The following is a 14,791-nucleotide window of genomic DNA, read 5'->3' as shown; positions in this document are numbered from 1 at the left end:
TACGGACCCGGCCCCTTCCCGCCTACTTCGTCAACGGGTCTCCGAGCGGCCCGTCGGGCCACTCCCGGACCGTGCCGTTGCGGTCCAGGTCGACCTGGTGGGGGCTGGCGTTGCGGACTTCCACTCCGCCGAGCGCCGCGGAGAGTTCCGAGGCCGCTCCGCACGCGCCGTGACAGGTCACCAGCTGAACCGGGCCCCCGTCGTAGTACGGGTTCTCGCGGACGAGATCGGCGATCTGCTGGGGGTGGGTGATGTTGCCGTCGACGCGGAAGTTGCCCTGCTCGTCTCCGTGGACGATGACGTCGTGGCCGTTGCGTCCGGTCGATCGCAGCAGGTTCTGGATCGTGTTCGCGTCGTCGCCGATCGCGGTGGCGGTCCTGGTGTAGCGCACGTTCGCGCCGCCCCAGGTGAACGACGTCGCCCGGGGGATCGACGCCATGCCGGCGAAGGCGCCGCGGGGCGCGGCCGCGACCCGCTGCCAGCCGGTCAGACCGCCGAGTCCGGTGAGGGCGACCTGCGAGGCGAGATCCGCCGCGGCCTGGCTGTAGACGTCGTACAGCGCCTCGCAGCCCTGGTCGCGGAACATCTGCGCCGCGCGGTAGAGGCGGTAGGCCGGGCGGACCGGGAGGTACTTGTCGACGAAGCCGCCCGCGCCGCCGTTGCCGCCGGTGAAGGCGTTGTAGACGTCGCCGACGAACTCGAAGGGCAGCTTGAGGCCCTGTACGAAGCCTTCACCGAAGACCTTGAGGCCTTCGCCGAACGACTCGACCTTGTCGTCCGTGGGGTCGTCGGGGCTCCAGCCCGTCGGGTCCGTGTAGCGGGTGGGTGCGTTGTCGGCGTAGGCGTAGGGGGACACCGCCGGCCTGCCGGTCGTGAAGCCGGCCGGGTCCGTGCCGGTGAAGCGTCCGGTGGTCGGGTCGTAGTTGCGGGCGCGCAGGTAGTAGCCGGCCGCGCCGGTGGTGGGCTCGGTGTAGGCGCCGGTGTAGGTGAAGGGGTTGGTGGGCGGGTTGGCGCCCAGGTCGGTCTTCGTGGCTTCACCGAACGCGCCGTACCGGTAGCGGATCCGGGCCGCGCCGGCCGCGTCGGTCACGTCGGTGACGGAGCCGAGCTGGTCGTGGTGGAAGTACGAGCCGGCACCGCCGGCGGTCTGGGTCTGGACCTGGCCCAGCGGGTTGTACTGGTACTCGGCGGTCATCGTGCCGCCCGGGCTGTACTCCGCGCCGATGGTGGGGAGTGCGCCGTTGACGTCCCACGAGGTGGTCCGCAGGGCCGTGGTCCCCTTGGCGGCCTTGGTGCGGTGGCCGTCGGCGTCGTACGTGTAGGAGTACGTGTCCGCGCCGGCGGTGACCGAGCTCAGCTGGTTCCGCGCGTCGTAGACGAAGGTGGCGGTGCCGTCCGAGGTCTGGTTGCCGTCGGCGTCGTAGGCGAAGCCGCGGCTGGTGGTGCCCGTGGTGGCCGAGGTGAGCTGGTCGGCGGCGTCGTAGGCGTACGTGGTGGTGGTGCCGGCCTTGGTCTGTGTCGCGCGGTTGCCGACCGGGTCGTAGGTGTAGCCGGTGGCGGCGGACAGGTCGGGGCAGGCGGCGGCCTCGGTCGGCGAGGCGCACTCCGTCAGCAGCCGGTCGGCGTCGTCGTAGGTGTAGTACTGGTGACTCGTCGGCTGCCCTGCTCGGGTGGCGCTGATACGGGTGGTGCGGCCGGCGTCGTCGAGGGTGAGCTGCCATCCGGCGAGGGTGCTCGTGCCCTTGGCGGTGGTGACGGAGGTGAGCCGGCCCGCCTGGTCGTAGACGCGGTTCTCGCTGTGGCCGTTGGCCGAGGGAAGGGTGCTGGTGGTGAGCCGGTCGGCAGGGTCGTACGCGTAGGTGAGCGTGCCGGCCGAGCCGCTCTGGCTGATGCGGCGGCCGTCGGCGTCGTAGCCGTAGGTGACCCTGCTGCCTCCGGCCGGGCCGGTGGCGGCGGTGGCGCCCGTCAGGTTGCCCTTGCCGTCACCGTTCCACTTGCGCAGTCGGCCGGCGTTGTCGGCTGCGACGATGCCCTGGTTCGTGGAGGAGCCGAAGCGGCCCGTGCCGGGGATGCCGTAGGGCGTCCAGTCGTCGGGCTGGAGGATGTAGGTGCCGAAGCCGCCGGTGCCGTTGCCCGGGTAGAAGCGAAGCTTGCGGTTGGTCGTGTCGACGGCGAGGAAGTCGGGCTTGGTGTCGTTGTTGAACTCGCCCGGGACCAGACGCATGGCGCCCCAGCCGGCGCCGAGGTCGGTGCGGGTCCCCACTCCCCCGGTGCCGTTGCCCGGGTAGAGGTAGAGGTGGCCGTCGGTCGGGTTGACGGCGAGGACGTCGAGCCTGCCGTCGCCGTTGAACTCGACGAGGACGATGCGGTACGTGCCCCAGCCGGAGCCGAGGTCGGTGCGGGTGCCGAAGCCGCCGGTGCCGCTGCCCGGGTAGAAGTACAGGCGGTTGGCTGTGGAGCTGATGGCGAGGAAGTCCTGTTTGCCGTCCTTGTTGAAGTCGCCCGCGGTCAGGGTCATCGGGCCCCAGCCGGCGCCGAGGTCGAAGGGGGCCGCGAAGCCGCCCTTGCCGTCGCCGTCGTAGCGCAGCAGATGTCCCGTCGTCTTGTCGATCGCCAGCAGGTCGGTCTTGCCGTCACCGGTGAACTCGAGGGTGAGGATCTGCTGGAAGCCGCCGCCGGTCCCGGTGAGGGCGGCCCCTGCGGTGAAGGTGCCGTCGGAGCGGCCGAGGAACGTGCGCAGGCCGTTGGTGGCGTCCGCGCGGACGACGTCGGTGTAGCCGTCGCCGTTGAGGTCCGCGGAGGTCGTGTGGGTGGCGCCGTTCCAGTCCAGTGGCTGCGGAGCGGTGTAGTCGATGCCGCGTGACGTCAGGTGTCCGGCGTCGTCGTACGTGTAGGTGTACGAGCCCTTGCCCGTGCTCGGAGTGACGCCGGTCAGCCGGCCGGCCGCGTCGTAGCTCAGGGTCCGGGTACCGGTGGCGTCCGTCACCGTCTTGCGGCGGCCCAGGGCGTCGTAGGTGGCCGCTGCCTGGGGCGTGGCGTCGCCGTAGGTGGTGGCGATGGCCAGGCCGCGGGCGTCGACGGTGGTGGTGGCGGTGACGCCACGGGCGTTGGTGGCGGTGGTGCGGTTGCCGTCTGCGTCGTAGCCGACGGTCCTGGTGCGGCTGAGCGGGTCGGTGACAGAGGTCGGCCGTCCCGCGTCGTCGTAGCCGTAGGTGGTGGTGTGGCCGTTGGGGTCCTTGCGTGTCGCGAGGTCGCCGGCCGTGTTGTACGTGTAGCTGGTGACGGCGTCGTCGGGTCCGGTGACCTTGGTGATCCGGCCGAGTGCGTCGTACTCGGTCCTGGTCGTGCGGCCGAGTTCGTCGGTCGTGGTCACGGGCTGGTTCGCCGCGTCGTAGGTGGTGGTGGTCGACTTGCCCAGCGGGTTGGTCGTCCGGGTCGGGTTGCCCGCGAGGTCGTGGGTGTACGTCGTGGTGAACCGTGCCGGGTCGGCGCCGGTGACGTTGCCGCGGGGGTCGACCTGGGTGGCCGTGCGGCCGTCGTCGTCGTACGTCCAGGTGGTCCGGTGGCCGAGCGGGGTGGTGAGGCTGGTGCGGTTGCCGTCGGCGTCGTAGCCGAAGGAGGTGACCTTGCCGAGCGGATCGGTCGTTGTCGCTAGCAGGTTGTTGTCGGTGTAGGTGTGGCGGGTGACCTTGCCCAGCGGATCGGTCGTGGTCAGGACGTTGTCGTTGCCGTCGTACGACGTCCTGCGGATCTGGTTGAGTGCGTTGGTGACGGTGACGGGGCGTCCGAGGCTGTCGTAGCCGGTAGTGGTGACGGCGCCGGTGGGGTCGGTGACGGTGGTGCGGCGCCCGGCCGCGTCGTAGCCGTAGCTGGTGGTGAAGGCGGCGGCGTTGGCGCCCGTGACGTTGCCGCGTGGCGAGACGGTGCTGATGAGCCGGTTCGCCTTGTCGTAGGCGTGGGTGGTCTTGTTGCCCAGCGCGTCGGTGACCGAGGTGAGGTTGCCGTTGGCGTCGTACGTACGTGTCTCGGACTTGCCCGCGGGGTTGGTGGTGCGGATGTGGCGGCCGGAGGCGTCGTAGCCGAAGCCGGTGATCCGGTTCGCCGGGTCCTTCACGGAGGTGAGGCGGCCGGCGTTGTCGTATCCGTAGGTGGTGGTGTGGCCCAGGGCGTCCTTCACGGTGCTGAGCAGGCCGCGCGCGTCGTAGGTGTGGACGGTGGTGAAGGCCGCCGGGTCGGCGCCCGGGGCGTTGCCGCGCGGGTCGGTCACCGCGGTGACCCGTCCGGCCGCGTCGTGGCGGAAGGTCGTCCGCTCGCCCAGGGGCGTGGTCACGGCCGTGCGGTTGCCCGCCGTGTCGTAGGTGTAGGTCGTGGTCCTGCCGCGCGGTGTGGTGACGGTGGCGAGGGCGCCCAGGGGTGTGTACGTGTAGGTGACCTTGCCGCCGGCGGGGTCGGTGCTGGTGAGGACACGGTTGGCGGTGTCGTACGTGTACGTGGAGGTCTTGCCGCGGCTGTCGGTGTGGCTGGTGATGTTCCCGGCCGTGTCGTACTTCCAGCTCTCCGTCAGGGCGGCGGCGGACGGCGACTTCCTGGTGGCCATGCGGCCGGCGGCGTCGTACGTCATCTCGGTGGTGTTGCCGACGGCGTCCGTGATGGAGACGGGGCGCAGGTTGCGGTCGTAGCTGTACGACACCTTCTTGCCGAAGGGGTTGATGCTCTCGAGCAGCACGTTGCCGGAGTACACGTCCGTCCACACGCCGCCGTTGGGATCGGTCGTGTGCGACTCGCGCCTGTTGTCCCAGGTGAAGCGGGAGATCTTGCCAGAGCTGTCCGTCTGCGAGGTGACACGGCCCGCGGTGTCGTACGTGTTGACGATCTTTCCGCCGCCCCGGCCGGTGGCGGTGTCGAGGCGCTTGGCCGCGTCGTAGGTGTAGGAGGCGGATTTTCCGGCCTGGTCGGTCGCGGAGGTCAGCAGACCGTTGGTGTAGCCGTAGGAGACCGACGTTCCGTCCGGGAGCGCCACCTGGGTGAGCAGCCCGGCCGCGTCGAGGGTGAAGGGGATGACGCGTCCGGCCGCGTCCTTCACGGAGGCGAGGCGGCCTGAGGCGTAGGTGAGGGTGAGGCCCAGGCCACTCGCGTCGGCCAGCGTGGTCAGCTGGCCGGTGGCGCTGTAGGTGCGGCGGGAGTGGTCGGGGCTGGTGACGGTGTACGCCGTACCGGACTTGGCGAGCTTGAGCCCCGATCCGGCGGGTGTGCTGTAGACGCCGCCGGTCTGTTCCTTGAAGACGATCCGGGCCCCGTCGGCCTCCTGGAGCGTGGCGCTTGTGCCGGCGGCGATCGTCAGCTTGGAGTCGAACGGGGTCGACCAGCCGCGGCCCAGGAGCCCGGTGGCGGCGGAGTCGGACCGGTAGGTGCGCTCGAGCGTGAAGGGCGTGCCGACGCCGACGAGGGAGGCGTCGGTCGTACGGTCGTAGAACATGCCGGTCGCGGTGTTGACCGGGTCGGCGCGGTACGCCTGTCCGTAGCAGGTGCACAGGCCCGCCTGGATTCCGGGGATGTCCGGCGTGTAGAAGGCCTCGACGAGCGGTGAGGTGGTTCCTCCGGGGCTGGAGGAACCGTCGGTGCCCATGAGGAAGATCCAGGCGTAGTACTTCTTGCCGTCCGCGAGGTGTCCGCCGAGGAGGCTGGAGCTCCACCAGAAGCACTGGTCGGCGGGGTAGGAGTTGGACGGCCACCAGCCGTAGCACCAGGCGCCGTTCTCCAGATACTTGCCGGACGGGTCGTCGGTGGAGCGCTTGATCTCCTGTTGGAGTGCCGGGTTGCCCTGCTCGTCCATGACGTAGAGCCAGAGCCCGGAGACGGAGGATGCCGCGACGGTGGAGAACTTGGTCTGGCCGCCGATCGACAGCATGGCGGGGTAGGCGCTCGCGTAGGCGCTGACCCAGTCGGGGTTCGGCACGCCGGCGGCCGCCGCGTCGGAGCGGCCGGCGGTTGCCCCGGCGCGGTCCGACGCGGCGGCTTGCGGGGCCGCTGCCGGGCCCTTGGTCGGGGGCTTGTCAGGTTTGGGGGCAGGAGCGAGAGGCAGCCGGGGAGCCTTCGGCCTGACGAACTCACGCATCGGCGAGTGGCTGCCTTCGGAACCGTCGATCTGCGTCCGGCGTTCCGCCAGGCTCATCGCCTTGGGCGGCTTCGGAAGGTCCTTCGCCGTCCGGGTGAGGCCGGGCGGCGCCGCCACGCTCCGTGCGGTGGGCCCGGTGACCGAGCGGGCCCATGCGGCATCCGTGACGCCGACCGTGGTCAGCAGTGCCGATGCCAGTGCGAAGACGATCCCACGACGTGCCGATCTGAACACGACTCACTCCACCCCCATAGGAAACAAAGAGATCGTCGGCCCCAGGGAGTGGAGAGCGAGGCGGAACTCGAACGGATGGCCGAGATCACGCGGGCTCCGTGTAGGCGACACGCGTCCGCACATGGCGGTTTCACGCAGAGCAAGTGATCGATTTGGCCGGAACCCGTGCCGCCCAGGCGTGCCGGAGGCGCCGGAGGGAGGACAACGGCACGTACAGGGACGCCGTGACCGGCGACACCCGGATCGTCACGGACGGAGAACTCACCGTCGCCGCCCCCGGCAAGGGCAACCTGCGGGTCTGCGTCCTCAACGGCCCCGGCAAGATCGGCACCACCGGTACCCACCTGGAGTGACACACCCTCTGGGGGCGGTCCGCACTGCCCGCCGAAGGGCTAACCCCAGGTGCGGCTGCACAGGACGAGACGGTAGCCGTCCGGGTCGACGACGGTCACTCCGTACTTGTCCCAGTACGGGTTGTGCGCGGGGACCCGGGTGCCTCCGGTGGCCAGCAGACGGCCGACCAAGGCGTCCTCCACGGGGGCGCCCAGGTAGACCACGAACAGGTCGTCGACCGTGGGGGTCGGTTCCAGCGGGTGCTCGGGGTCGTGGGTGAGTTCGAAGTGCCATGACCCGCCGGGCGGGCCGACCATCAGCAGGTCGTGCTCGCCCCGCGTGCGCTCGGTGGTCCGCCACAGGACGTGGAGCCCGAGGCCGCCCACGTAGAAGCGTTCCGCGGCGACGAGGTCCCGCGAGGGCCGGGCCACGCGGACGTGTGTCGTGGAGCTGATCGTCATGATCACGACCTTACGGTCCGCGACATCGCCCTGCCCGCAGGCGCGGTACGGCAGTTCAGCTCCGGCGGTGGCGCGTGGAGGGGCCGACCCGGGGCAGACGCGAAGGTATGACCGTTGCGAAGACCAGTGTGCTTGTACTGGACTGCGCCGAGCCCGAACGGCTCGCGCAGTTCTACGCCTCCCTGCTCGGCGCCGATGTCGAGGCCGGCGGGGATCCCGATTTCGTGGTTCTCACCGGCGCCAGTGGGGTCCTCCTCGCGATCCGCCGGGACCACGGGTACGCGCCGCCCAGTTGGCCGCGCCCCGACGACGCGCAGCAGGCGCATGTCCGGTTCCTGGTCGCCCCGGAGGATCTGGACGAGGCCGAACGGGAAGCGGTCGCCCTGGGCGCCAGGCCGATCACGGCCGCGGCGCAGCCCTTCGTACCCTCCCCACGTGAAGGGCGCCGTATGGAGGAGCGCACGTTCGCCGACCCGGCGGGCCATTCCTTCACGTTGGCGCCGGCCCCGCGGGGTGAGGGAGTGCGCTAGCGCGCGGCTGGGAAGGGTGGTGGCGACAGCCGGCCGTCGCCGGAGCCCGTCCCCGGTCTCCGGCGACGGCTGGGGTGTCAGCGCCTCACGGGCACCCGATGCGTGTGTCGCCCGAATCCGTGGTGCACGTGGCGGAGTCGGGGCGGCCGTTGACCGAGTCTTTGCCGGACACGCTGTCGACGGGGTTGAGCCGGTCGGATCCGCAGTAGCCGGTCAGGCTGCCGCTTCCGGCACCGCCGTAGAGGGTGTCGTTGCCGTCGCCGCCGAAGGTGATGTCGATGGTGCCGTTTTCGTTGTGGCGGACCACAAAGGCCGCGGCCGAGGCGGAGGCAATCGGGGACTGCGCCCGCTCAACCTGCTCGCCAGAACGATTCTGACTTCAGGCCCGTCAACGGCCGGGGCGTGCGGCAGAACGCCAGTAAGTCCTTGCCAGCAGGTCCTTACGCGACCTCACTGAGGCGCATATGTCAGCAAGCCGGTTGTGCGTCCACGTCCACGGTCTGCTCAGCGTGGCCGGCCCGAGGTTCTTCGCCCACCCGGGCCGGCTCACGGGGCCTTCATACGCCCCCACTGACGGCTCTTCCAAGCGCACACTGCGGCCAGGGACCCCACGTCATCCGATTGCCGGTGCGATACCGGGGGGCCACCGCGACCCCGGGCGGTTTCAGCGGGGGTCCCCGTACGAGGCCTCTTCCATGGCTGCCAGGAGCAGCTGGAACTCGCCGTCGTCCACCGCGTGAGTCACCTTGCCGAGCTGTACGGGGCACCGGCTCACAAGGGACGCGGCGAACTCCAGCACCGCCGCCTGACTCCTGGAGGCTCCCTGGGACCACCCCGGGGTCTTCAGGAGGTGGCCGACACCGTCCCAGTCGAGCGTCGGGCACCGGCCGGAGAGGTCGATCAGCGGTTCGTCGACCAAGGCCGCGAGTTCCTGGTCGTCGGTCAGGCGCCTTAGCCAGTAACCGTCGCTGTGCGCCCCCAGCAACTTCGTCGCCGCCCGCATCGGCTCGTTCACCACCCCCTCCAACAGTCTCTCGGCAAGCTCCTGTCCCTTCGTGCCGTCACTGACCACGGTCACCGGCATCTCCCTTTCATCTCGAAGCGGGGCCACCAGAGGGCGGTCCACGACTTCACTGTGCGCGGCGGCACCGGCCAGTCCGCGGCGAACACGCCGGACGAGCCGCGGACACCACCCATGGACGCAGGAATAGAAGCGGGACGATTCGGGGAACAGCGGTGCGCCGGTCGACGCGTGGTCCGTGCTGATGTCGGCCATCCCGCCCGCCCCAGACAAGGCTTCGGTCTTGTCCCTGGTCATCCGGCTGGTCGTGATCGGCTTGGCACGCAAGCGAAGCCTGAGTGCGAGCAGACCGAGTGATCAGGCGCGTTCGGGGCAAGGAAACTGCGTGTCTGCTGCTCATGCCCTGTTGACGTCGCGCGTTCGGTACGTGCTGCAGCGCGCCGGGTTCTGCCTGGTCGACAGGGCTGACGACGCGGCACCCGGTATGCGCGTCAGCGAGATCCCTTCCGGGGTACTCGTACGCTGGACAGCGCTCGGCGGGACCGCGGGACTTTACGGATCACACGACATTGAAACGTCCACGGGGTCCATCGTTCGTGCCGCGGTCACAGCAGTACTGGCCGACGCCGGGCACTTCGTCATGTCGAGCGGAGCAGCCGGTGACCTCATCGTCCTGCCCGGTGATCAGATTCAGTTCCACACGCCCTAGCCCCAGCACCTTCTCCACCGGTGGTCCGCCCGTCGGGGCGGCCCTTCTTCGCGCATTACCGTTCGCAGGGCTGCTTGTCCCGCGGAATACCCGGAACTCCACCTTCTGGGTGGCGACGGTCGGGTTCGGAAACGCTAGGGCTGGTGAGCAGTTCGTAGGTCTCGGTCAGGTGCAGCAGGCTCGCCGGTTGGCCCTGAAGGTCCGTGACCAGGAGTCGGCCGCCTTCGGCGAGAAGACGCCGGCGCAGCCACAGCAGATGGTTCAGGCCGCTGGAGTCCATGAACGACACTCCGGACAGCTCCAGGTGCAGCGCTTTGCCGCCGAGCGGGATGACGTAGGTGGCTTCTTCGAGGGCGGGGAGCGTGTGCAGGTCGAGTTCCCCGGCCACGCTGATCACAGTGCGCTGGGGGTGCTGTCTGACGGTCACGGTGAAGTCGTTCATGGTTCACCCCTCGTTCCAGGGGTCGAGCCCATCACGCCCCGGCGGATCGGGGGTCGTCAAGCGCGCGGCGTGGGACCGCACACAGTCGAGCGAGACAACCCGTACCGTGCCCCGGCCACCGGGGTGACCTCAGGGCGGCGCGGGGCCTCCCACCAGACCAGGCTGGCTGTCGTGGCAGCGTTGCACACACCGGCCGCTTCCCACCAGCCTCATCCCGCTCCTGGTCGACGACCTCGGTAGGCGAGTTGACGCGCGCGTGTGGGTTCCTCCGGGGAAAGCGATGGACCCATCGGCCGCCCGGGAGCAGGGGCAGGAGCAGACCCGGGCAACCGACAGGGGGAACCGCGCTGCGGGGCGCGGTGACATGCGCACAAGGCCGTTCGGCCGCATCCTGGGACACAGCACCATCGGCTCCACAGGCCGGCCGCCCCCAGGGAGGTCACATGGCCCTGCTCGCTCTGCTCCTGCCCGCCCTCATGGTGGCGTTCCTCTTCGCGACGGACACCTTCCTGGAACACCTCTTCCCACGCACGGCCGAGGAAGACAACGCGAGCCCATACAAACGCGCTCACCCCCACGGCGCCGCTGAGGCTCAACGGCGCCTCACCGGATCGCCGCCCACCACGCCGCCCCCGCCTCGACAAGCACGACCCACCGGGCCACTTCCAGATGCCAACGACAGGCCGCCTCAGGTACCACCGCAATAAGGGGCCGGAGATTCCATTGTGACCCAAGGGACCTCTTGGGCACGGCTGCGGCACGGGAGCTCGCAGCGCTCCCGTGCGTGGTCTCGCATGCGGCTTGCCTATGCCCGCCCGCGGCAGGTGCTCACAGACGCTGCATCGCACGGTAGACCCGCAGCTTGTGGCGGGCGGTCAGACGATGCCGAGGGCGTGCATGCCGGCTTCGGCGGTCTGGTGCCCCGGCCCGAATGCGAGTTGGCAGCTCGCCGCAACACGGCTGAGCAGGGCACTCAGGACTCCAGCGCGTACGGACGCGTCGCGTCGTGCCCGGGGACGCGGCCGAGCCGTACGCGGAACCCAGATCGCCGTCTGTGTGGCGACGCGGATCTGAGCCCCGCTCCGGTGGCGGTTCAGCCCCATGCGGGGGCGGCGAACATGCTGGCCGCGTTGTAACCCGAGTGGGGGTAGGAGGCACCCCAGCTCACGGCCTCGGGCTGGGTGCGGGGGAAGTCCGCGGCCACCAGTGTCGCCAGATCGAAGTAGGCCTGGCGGGTCCGTGGCTTCAGCTGTTCCAGATCGACCTCGGAGCCCGCGGCGAGGTGCTCGTCGAAGGGAACCATCACGACGCCTCGGCAGCGGGCGCGGAAGTGGTCCACGACGTCGTTCACCCTCACGTTCTTGCTCTTCTGGCGGGCCTCGGAGATCACTGTGATGCTCCGTTGGACGAGGTCGTCGTAGTGATGCGCGCTGAGCCAGTCCAGAGTCGTGCTGGCGCTGGTCGCGCCGTCCACACTGGGCGTGGCGACCACGATCAGCTGGTCTGCGAAGTCCAGGATGCCTCGCATCGCGCTGTGCAGCAGGCCGGTCCCGGAGTCGGTCAGAACGATCGGATAGTGCTGTCCGAGGCAGCCGACCACCTGTCGGTAGTCTTCGTCGTTGAACGCCGTGGAGAGCGCAGGGTCCGCCTCGTTGGCGAGGATCTCCAGTCCGCTCGGGGACTGGGAGGTGAAGCGCCGTACGGCCATGTAGTTGTCGATGTTCGGGATCTCGGCCACGAGGTCACGAATGGTGGCGCTGGTCTCGCACCGCACGCGTCGGCTGAGTGTTCCCGCGTCCGGGTTGGCGTCGATCGCGACGACCCGGTCCTGGCGCTCGGTGGCGAGGGTCGCGCCCAGGGCGGTCGTGGTGGTCGTCTTGCCGACTCCTCCCTTGAGGCTGATGACGGCGATCTTGTGGCACTGCATCACCGGAGTGCGGAGGATGGCCAGCTTTTGCTCGCGCTCCCGTTCCGCCTTCCTGCCGCCGATGCGCAACCGGCTGAGGCCGCGACGGTCGCCGGGCTGGTTGCGCAACAGACGGTCGGAGGAGAGCTCGATCGCAGCACTGCGACCCAGCATTCCCATACGACCGCCTCGGTCCGGTCCCGGCCAGTGCGCCGGACTGTAGTGAGCCGGTGGACCGTAGTGTTGCGGCATTCCGGGAGCGCCGTGCGGCATGTGCGCCCGGTTGGCATAGGGAGGAGGCAGAGGCTGCTCCGCACCGACACCGTGGGTGGCGGGCGCCGGTTGGTGGTGCTCCGCCGCGCTGTGCGGCGGGAGGGTTTCGCCTGCGGCGTCCTGGGGCTCGTCGGCGGCGGGCGGCGCGAGGCCCGGTCCGTCGGATCCCTCTCGTCTCCTGTCGGGTGTGGGACTGTCGACGGAGGTCTCGCGATTGTTGGTCACGGTGCGTCCTTTCGAGTGAGTGAGAGTTCCGTCGGGCACCGGGTCGGCGGCGTGACGACGGCGGTGCTCCCCGGCCGGCGGTCGGGTCTGTTGGCCGGACCGGTGACGTGGGGCTTCTGCGCGGAGCAGACCGCCGAGGGGTACTGGAGAGGCCGGCGGTTTCCCCACGGCCGGGTTCCTGATCTGAGGCTCGGGCGAGCCGGTGATGTGTCGGTGGCCGGTATCCCGCCCGGGGTGAGGCGTATGGCTTTCTGCGGGGGCAAGCGGGAAACGTACGCCATGTGCAGAAGGGAGGCCGCGTCGTTCGTGACCGGATCGAGGCAGTACGGCCACGCCCGCCCGGTCCGTTGCGGGCTCCAAGAGACGGGGCGGCCTTGACGGGGCGGTGAGAGGGCTCGCCGGGTCGGCACGGACGAGCGTGCCGTCCTGGGCGAACGTCAGGCCAAGGGATATGAACTGCTCCACCGTCAGAACCTGCTTGTCCCCACGCTGGATGTGTGGGGCCTGCCGCCAGGACGGGCTCCCCTCATTGCCGAGCTTGGCCGACGGCGCATACGTGGTGTGGTATCGCTGATTGGCCTGCAGGGCGTGCTGGACCTCGGGCGGGACCTCGAGGCGGCTGCGCACGCGGAACCGTCCGGCCTTCAGGTTCTCGGTTCGCTGCAACTGCACCTTCAGCGGACCTACGAACGAATAGCGCTGCTGATCGGCGTACTCGCGCAGTTTCTGGACCAGTTCCTCACCGAGCATGACCAGGCACGCGCTCTGCAGTTCGTGATCGCCCGGACTTAGCTCGACGATGAAGCCGTTGGGCGCGATGGTGCAGTCCCGGTCCCAGATCCTGGCATTGATGTCGCACTCGCGTTTGAGAGCGCCGATGAATTCCATGGGCTGGACCGCGGATTTGAACACCTTGGCGAAGGCTCCGTTCACCAAGGCCTCGAAGCCCTGTTCGATCTTGTTCAGCGTCCCCATTGCAGCCTCCGGGGTGCCGATCTGCCGTGGAGCGGGCAGATGAAGGAGGGGATTGCGGATAGTAGTCATATATCCACAATGTGTGACCATATACGGCGTGTCGCTCTAATTCACTGGATCGGTGGCCATGGCGTACGGCCGGGCAGCGTCCGACAAGGTCCGGCAACGCCGAGGCGACCGCGTGACCTGCTCCTTTCTTCCTGGTCACCCTCAGTGCCGCTGATTGGCCCCTCCTATGGCCCGCCCGACCGAACAGGGCCGGACGCCCGAGGGCCGGAGCGCTCACGGTCAACGGCGCCGCCTGGGCCGAGGAGGCCCATGGGGACAAGGTCGGTTCCGCCCCTGGAGGTGGCCCTCAGTGCCGAGCCGTCAGACGAGATCCGGGTCGTGCCCCAGCGCCGTACGCGAGTACGAGCGCGGCAGGCGGCAGGATGTCAGACCCGTGTGCGAGCGTGTGGATGCAGGGGGAAGCCGTGCGGTCGGGCCTTGGAGGAGATCGATGACAGCAGTGGATGACGGCTGGACCGGCATGGGCTGGGACTGGACGGACCACGACGACATCCGTCGACGCCTCCACGAGGGCGCCGATCCGGAGAGATGGAGCGGGGGCCGGCCGCTGCACCGTGCGGCGTTGTTCGGCTCTCCGATAGTCGTCGCGGAGCTGGCCGGCCGCGTGGCGGACGTGGACGCGCTTGAGGACGGGGTGACGGCTCTTTGGGAGGCGGTGGTCTCCCGGAAGCCGGAGAACGCGCGGGCCCTCGCCGCTGCTGGGGCCGATCCCTGGCGGCCGTCGATCGGCGGCTGGTCGCCGGGGCGGCTGAGCCTCGCGGGACCGACGCCGGGCCTGTTCCCGGTACCGGCGGGGGTGCGCCTGACCGACAGGGAGCGTGCTGCGGCGCAGGAGGCCGGTCGGCTTCTCACGGCGCTGGGCGAGTTCCACTATGAGGGCACCGGGCTTGCCTGCGTGGCCGGGATCGACGCCGCCGAAGCGGTTCGCCGTCTGGAGGCGACACCGGTGGAGGACGAGGTCATCGACGAACTGCTCGAAGCCCCCTACGAGTACGACATGGACGAGAGCCTGCGGTTCATCGGGGTGACGTCCGTGCCGGGCGGCTGCGTCGTGACACAGCCCTGGGGGTACGCGCCGCAGATGCCGGGCGTGCTGGCCCGGCTGTCCGCCGGCACCGTCTGCTACGGCCTGTACGCCAACCCCAAGAGCGGCAACCAGGGTTGCATCGCCCGTCACGGAACTGTCGAGAGACGGGACCTGCACCCGGGCGGCGGGCCGTACGAGAACGACGCCCCCGAGGAAGTGCTGAGCTCCTACCTCTACCAGTACAGGGCCGTGGCCTACTCCTGTGCCGTCGCGGGACTGCGTCCGACCGACGCGCGCGCCGTGGTCGGGCCTCCCGACGTGTGGGTCGAGCTGCCGGACCGTGATCACTGGAGTCACTGACCCGGATGGACAGCGGTTCACGCAGTTGAGAAGGGGCCGGAACGACCTTGGCTGTACGGGGCCACAACTGGTAGGGCGCGATGTGGGGATCCGGCTTGACCCTCACGTTGC

The 14,791-nt window shown here is 69.8% G+C and carries 10 protein-coding genes; 4 read left to right on the top strand and 6 right to left on the bottom strand.

Annotated features, from left to right (window positions below; translation table 11 throughout):
* Positions 1–22: 22 nt before the first annotated feature.
* Positions 23–6,349, bottom strand: a complete 6,327-nt coding sequence (locus IE136_RS36410) for an FG-GAP-like repeat-containing protein (protein ID WP_189600389.1) — start codon at positions 6,347–6,349, stop codon at positions 23–25.
* Between the two features lie 224 nt (positions 6,350–6,573).
* Here IE136_RS36410 and IE136_RS36405 point away from each other — a divergent pair, with 224 nt between their 5' ends.
* Positions 6,574–6,702: a hypothetical protein gene (locus IE136_RS36405; protein ID WP_268247921.1), complete on the top strand. Its 129-nt coding sequence runs from the start codon at positions 6,574–6,576 to the stop codon at positions 6,700–6,702.
* A 39-nt stretch (positions 6,703–6,741) separates the two neighbouring features.
* Here IE136_RS36405 and IE136_RS13000 read toward each other — a convergent pair whose 3' ends face one another.
* Complete coding sequence (locus tag IE136_RS13000; RefSeq protein WP_158984039.1) at positions 6,742–7,143, bottom strand: VOC family protein; 402 nt, start codon at positions 7,141–7,143, stop codon at positions 6,742–6,744.
* A 107-nt stretch (positions 7,144–7,250) separates the two neighbouring features.
* Between IE136_RS13000 and IE136_RS12995 the strand changes: the two genes are divergently transcribed.
* On the top strand, positions 7,251–7,673 hold the full coding sequence (locus tag IE136_RS12995) for a VOC family protein (RefSeq protein ID WP_158984041.1): 423 nt from the start codon (positions 7,251–7,253) through the stop codon (positions 7,671–7,673).
* A gap of 85 nt (positions 7,674–7,758) precedes the next feature.
* On the opposite strand, the gene IE136_RS12990 is transcribed toward IE136_RS12995, so the two are convergent.
* Entirely contained in the window at positions 7,759–7,980 is a 222-nt protein-coding gene (locus IE136_RS12990) for a hypothetical protein (RefSeq protein ID WP_189600388.1), read from the bottom strand.
* Between the two features lie 357 nt (positions 7,981–8,337).
* Complete coding sequence (locus tag IE136_RS12985) at positions 8,338–8,799, bottom strand: hypothetical protein (RefSeq protein ID WP_158984045.1); 462 nt, start codon at positions 8,797–8,799, stop codon at positions 8,338–8,340.
* A gap of 178 nt (positions 8,800–8,977) precedes the next feature.
* Between IE136_RS12985 and IE136_RS12980 the strand changes: the two genes are divergently transcribed.
* Positions 8,978–9,403: a hypothetical protein gene (locus IE136_RS12980; RefSeq protein ID WP_158984047.1), complete on the top strand. Its 426-nt coding sequence runs from the start codon at positions 8,978–8,980 to the stop codon at positions 9,401–9,403.
* Positions 9,404–9,458: 55 nt separating this feature from the next.
* Here the strand turns inward: IE136_RS12980 and IE136_RS12975 are convergent, their stop codons facing one another.
* Positions 9,459–9,845, bottom strand: a complete 387-nt coding sequence (locus tag IE136_RS12975) for an STAS domain-containing protein (protein WP_158984049.1) — start codon at positions 9,843–9,845, stop codon at positions 9,459–9,461.
* 1,093 nt (positions 9,846–10,938) lie between these two features.
* The gene (locus IE136_RS12970; RefSeq protein WP_229818809.1) at positions 10,939–13,293 is read right to left on the bottom strand and encodes an FhaA domain-containing protein; all 2,355 of its coding nucleotides are present in this window, start codon (positions 13,291–13,293) and stop codon (positions 10,939–10,941) included.
* 430 nt (positions 13,294–13,723) lie between these two features.
* Here IE136_RS12970 and IE136_RS12965 point away from each other — a divergent pair, with 430 nt between their 5' ends.
* Positions 13,724–14,680 carry an ankyrin repeat domain-containing protein gene (locus tag IE136_RS12965; protein WP_158984051.1) on the top strand — a complete coding sequence of 319 codons (957 nt, stop codon included), beginning with the start codon at positions 13,724–13,726 and terminating at the stop codon, positions 14,678–14,680.
* Positions 14,681–14,791: the final 111 nt, after the last annotated feature.

This window comes from Streptomyces lateritius (genome assembly GCF_014649715.1).
Classification (GTDB): domain Bacteria; phylum Actinomycetota; class Actinomycetes; order Streptomycetales; family Streptomycetaceae; genus Streptomyces; species Streptomyces lateritius.
Note: the sequence above shows the minus strand (reverse complement) of the source record. Positions and strands in the feature narration are given on the sequence as shown.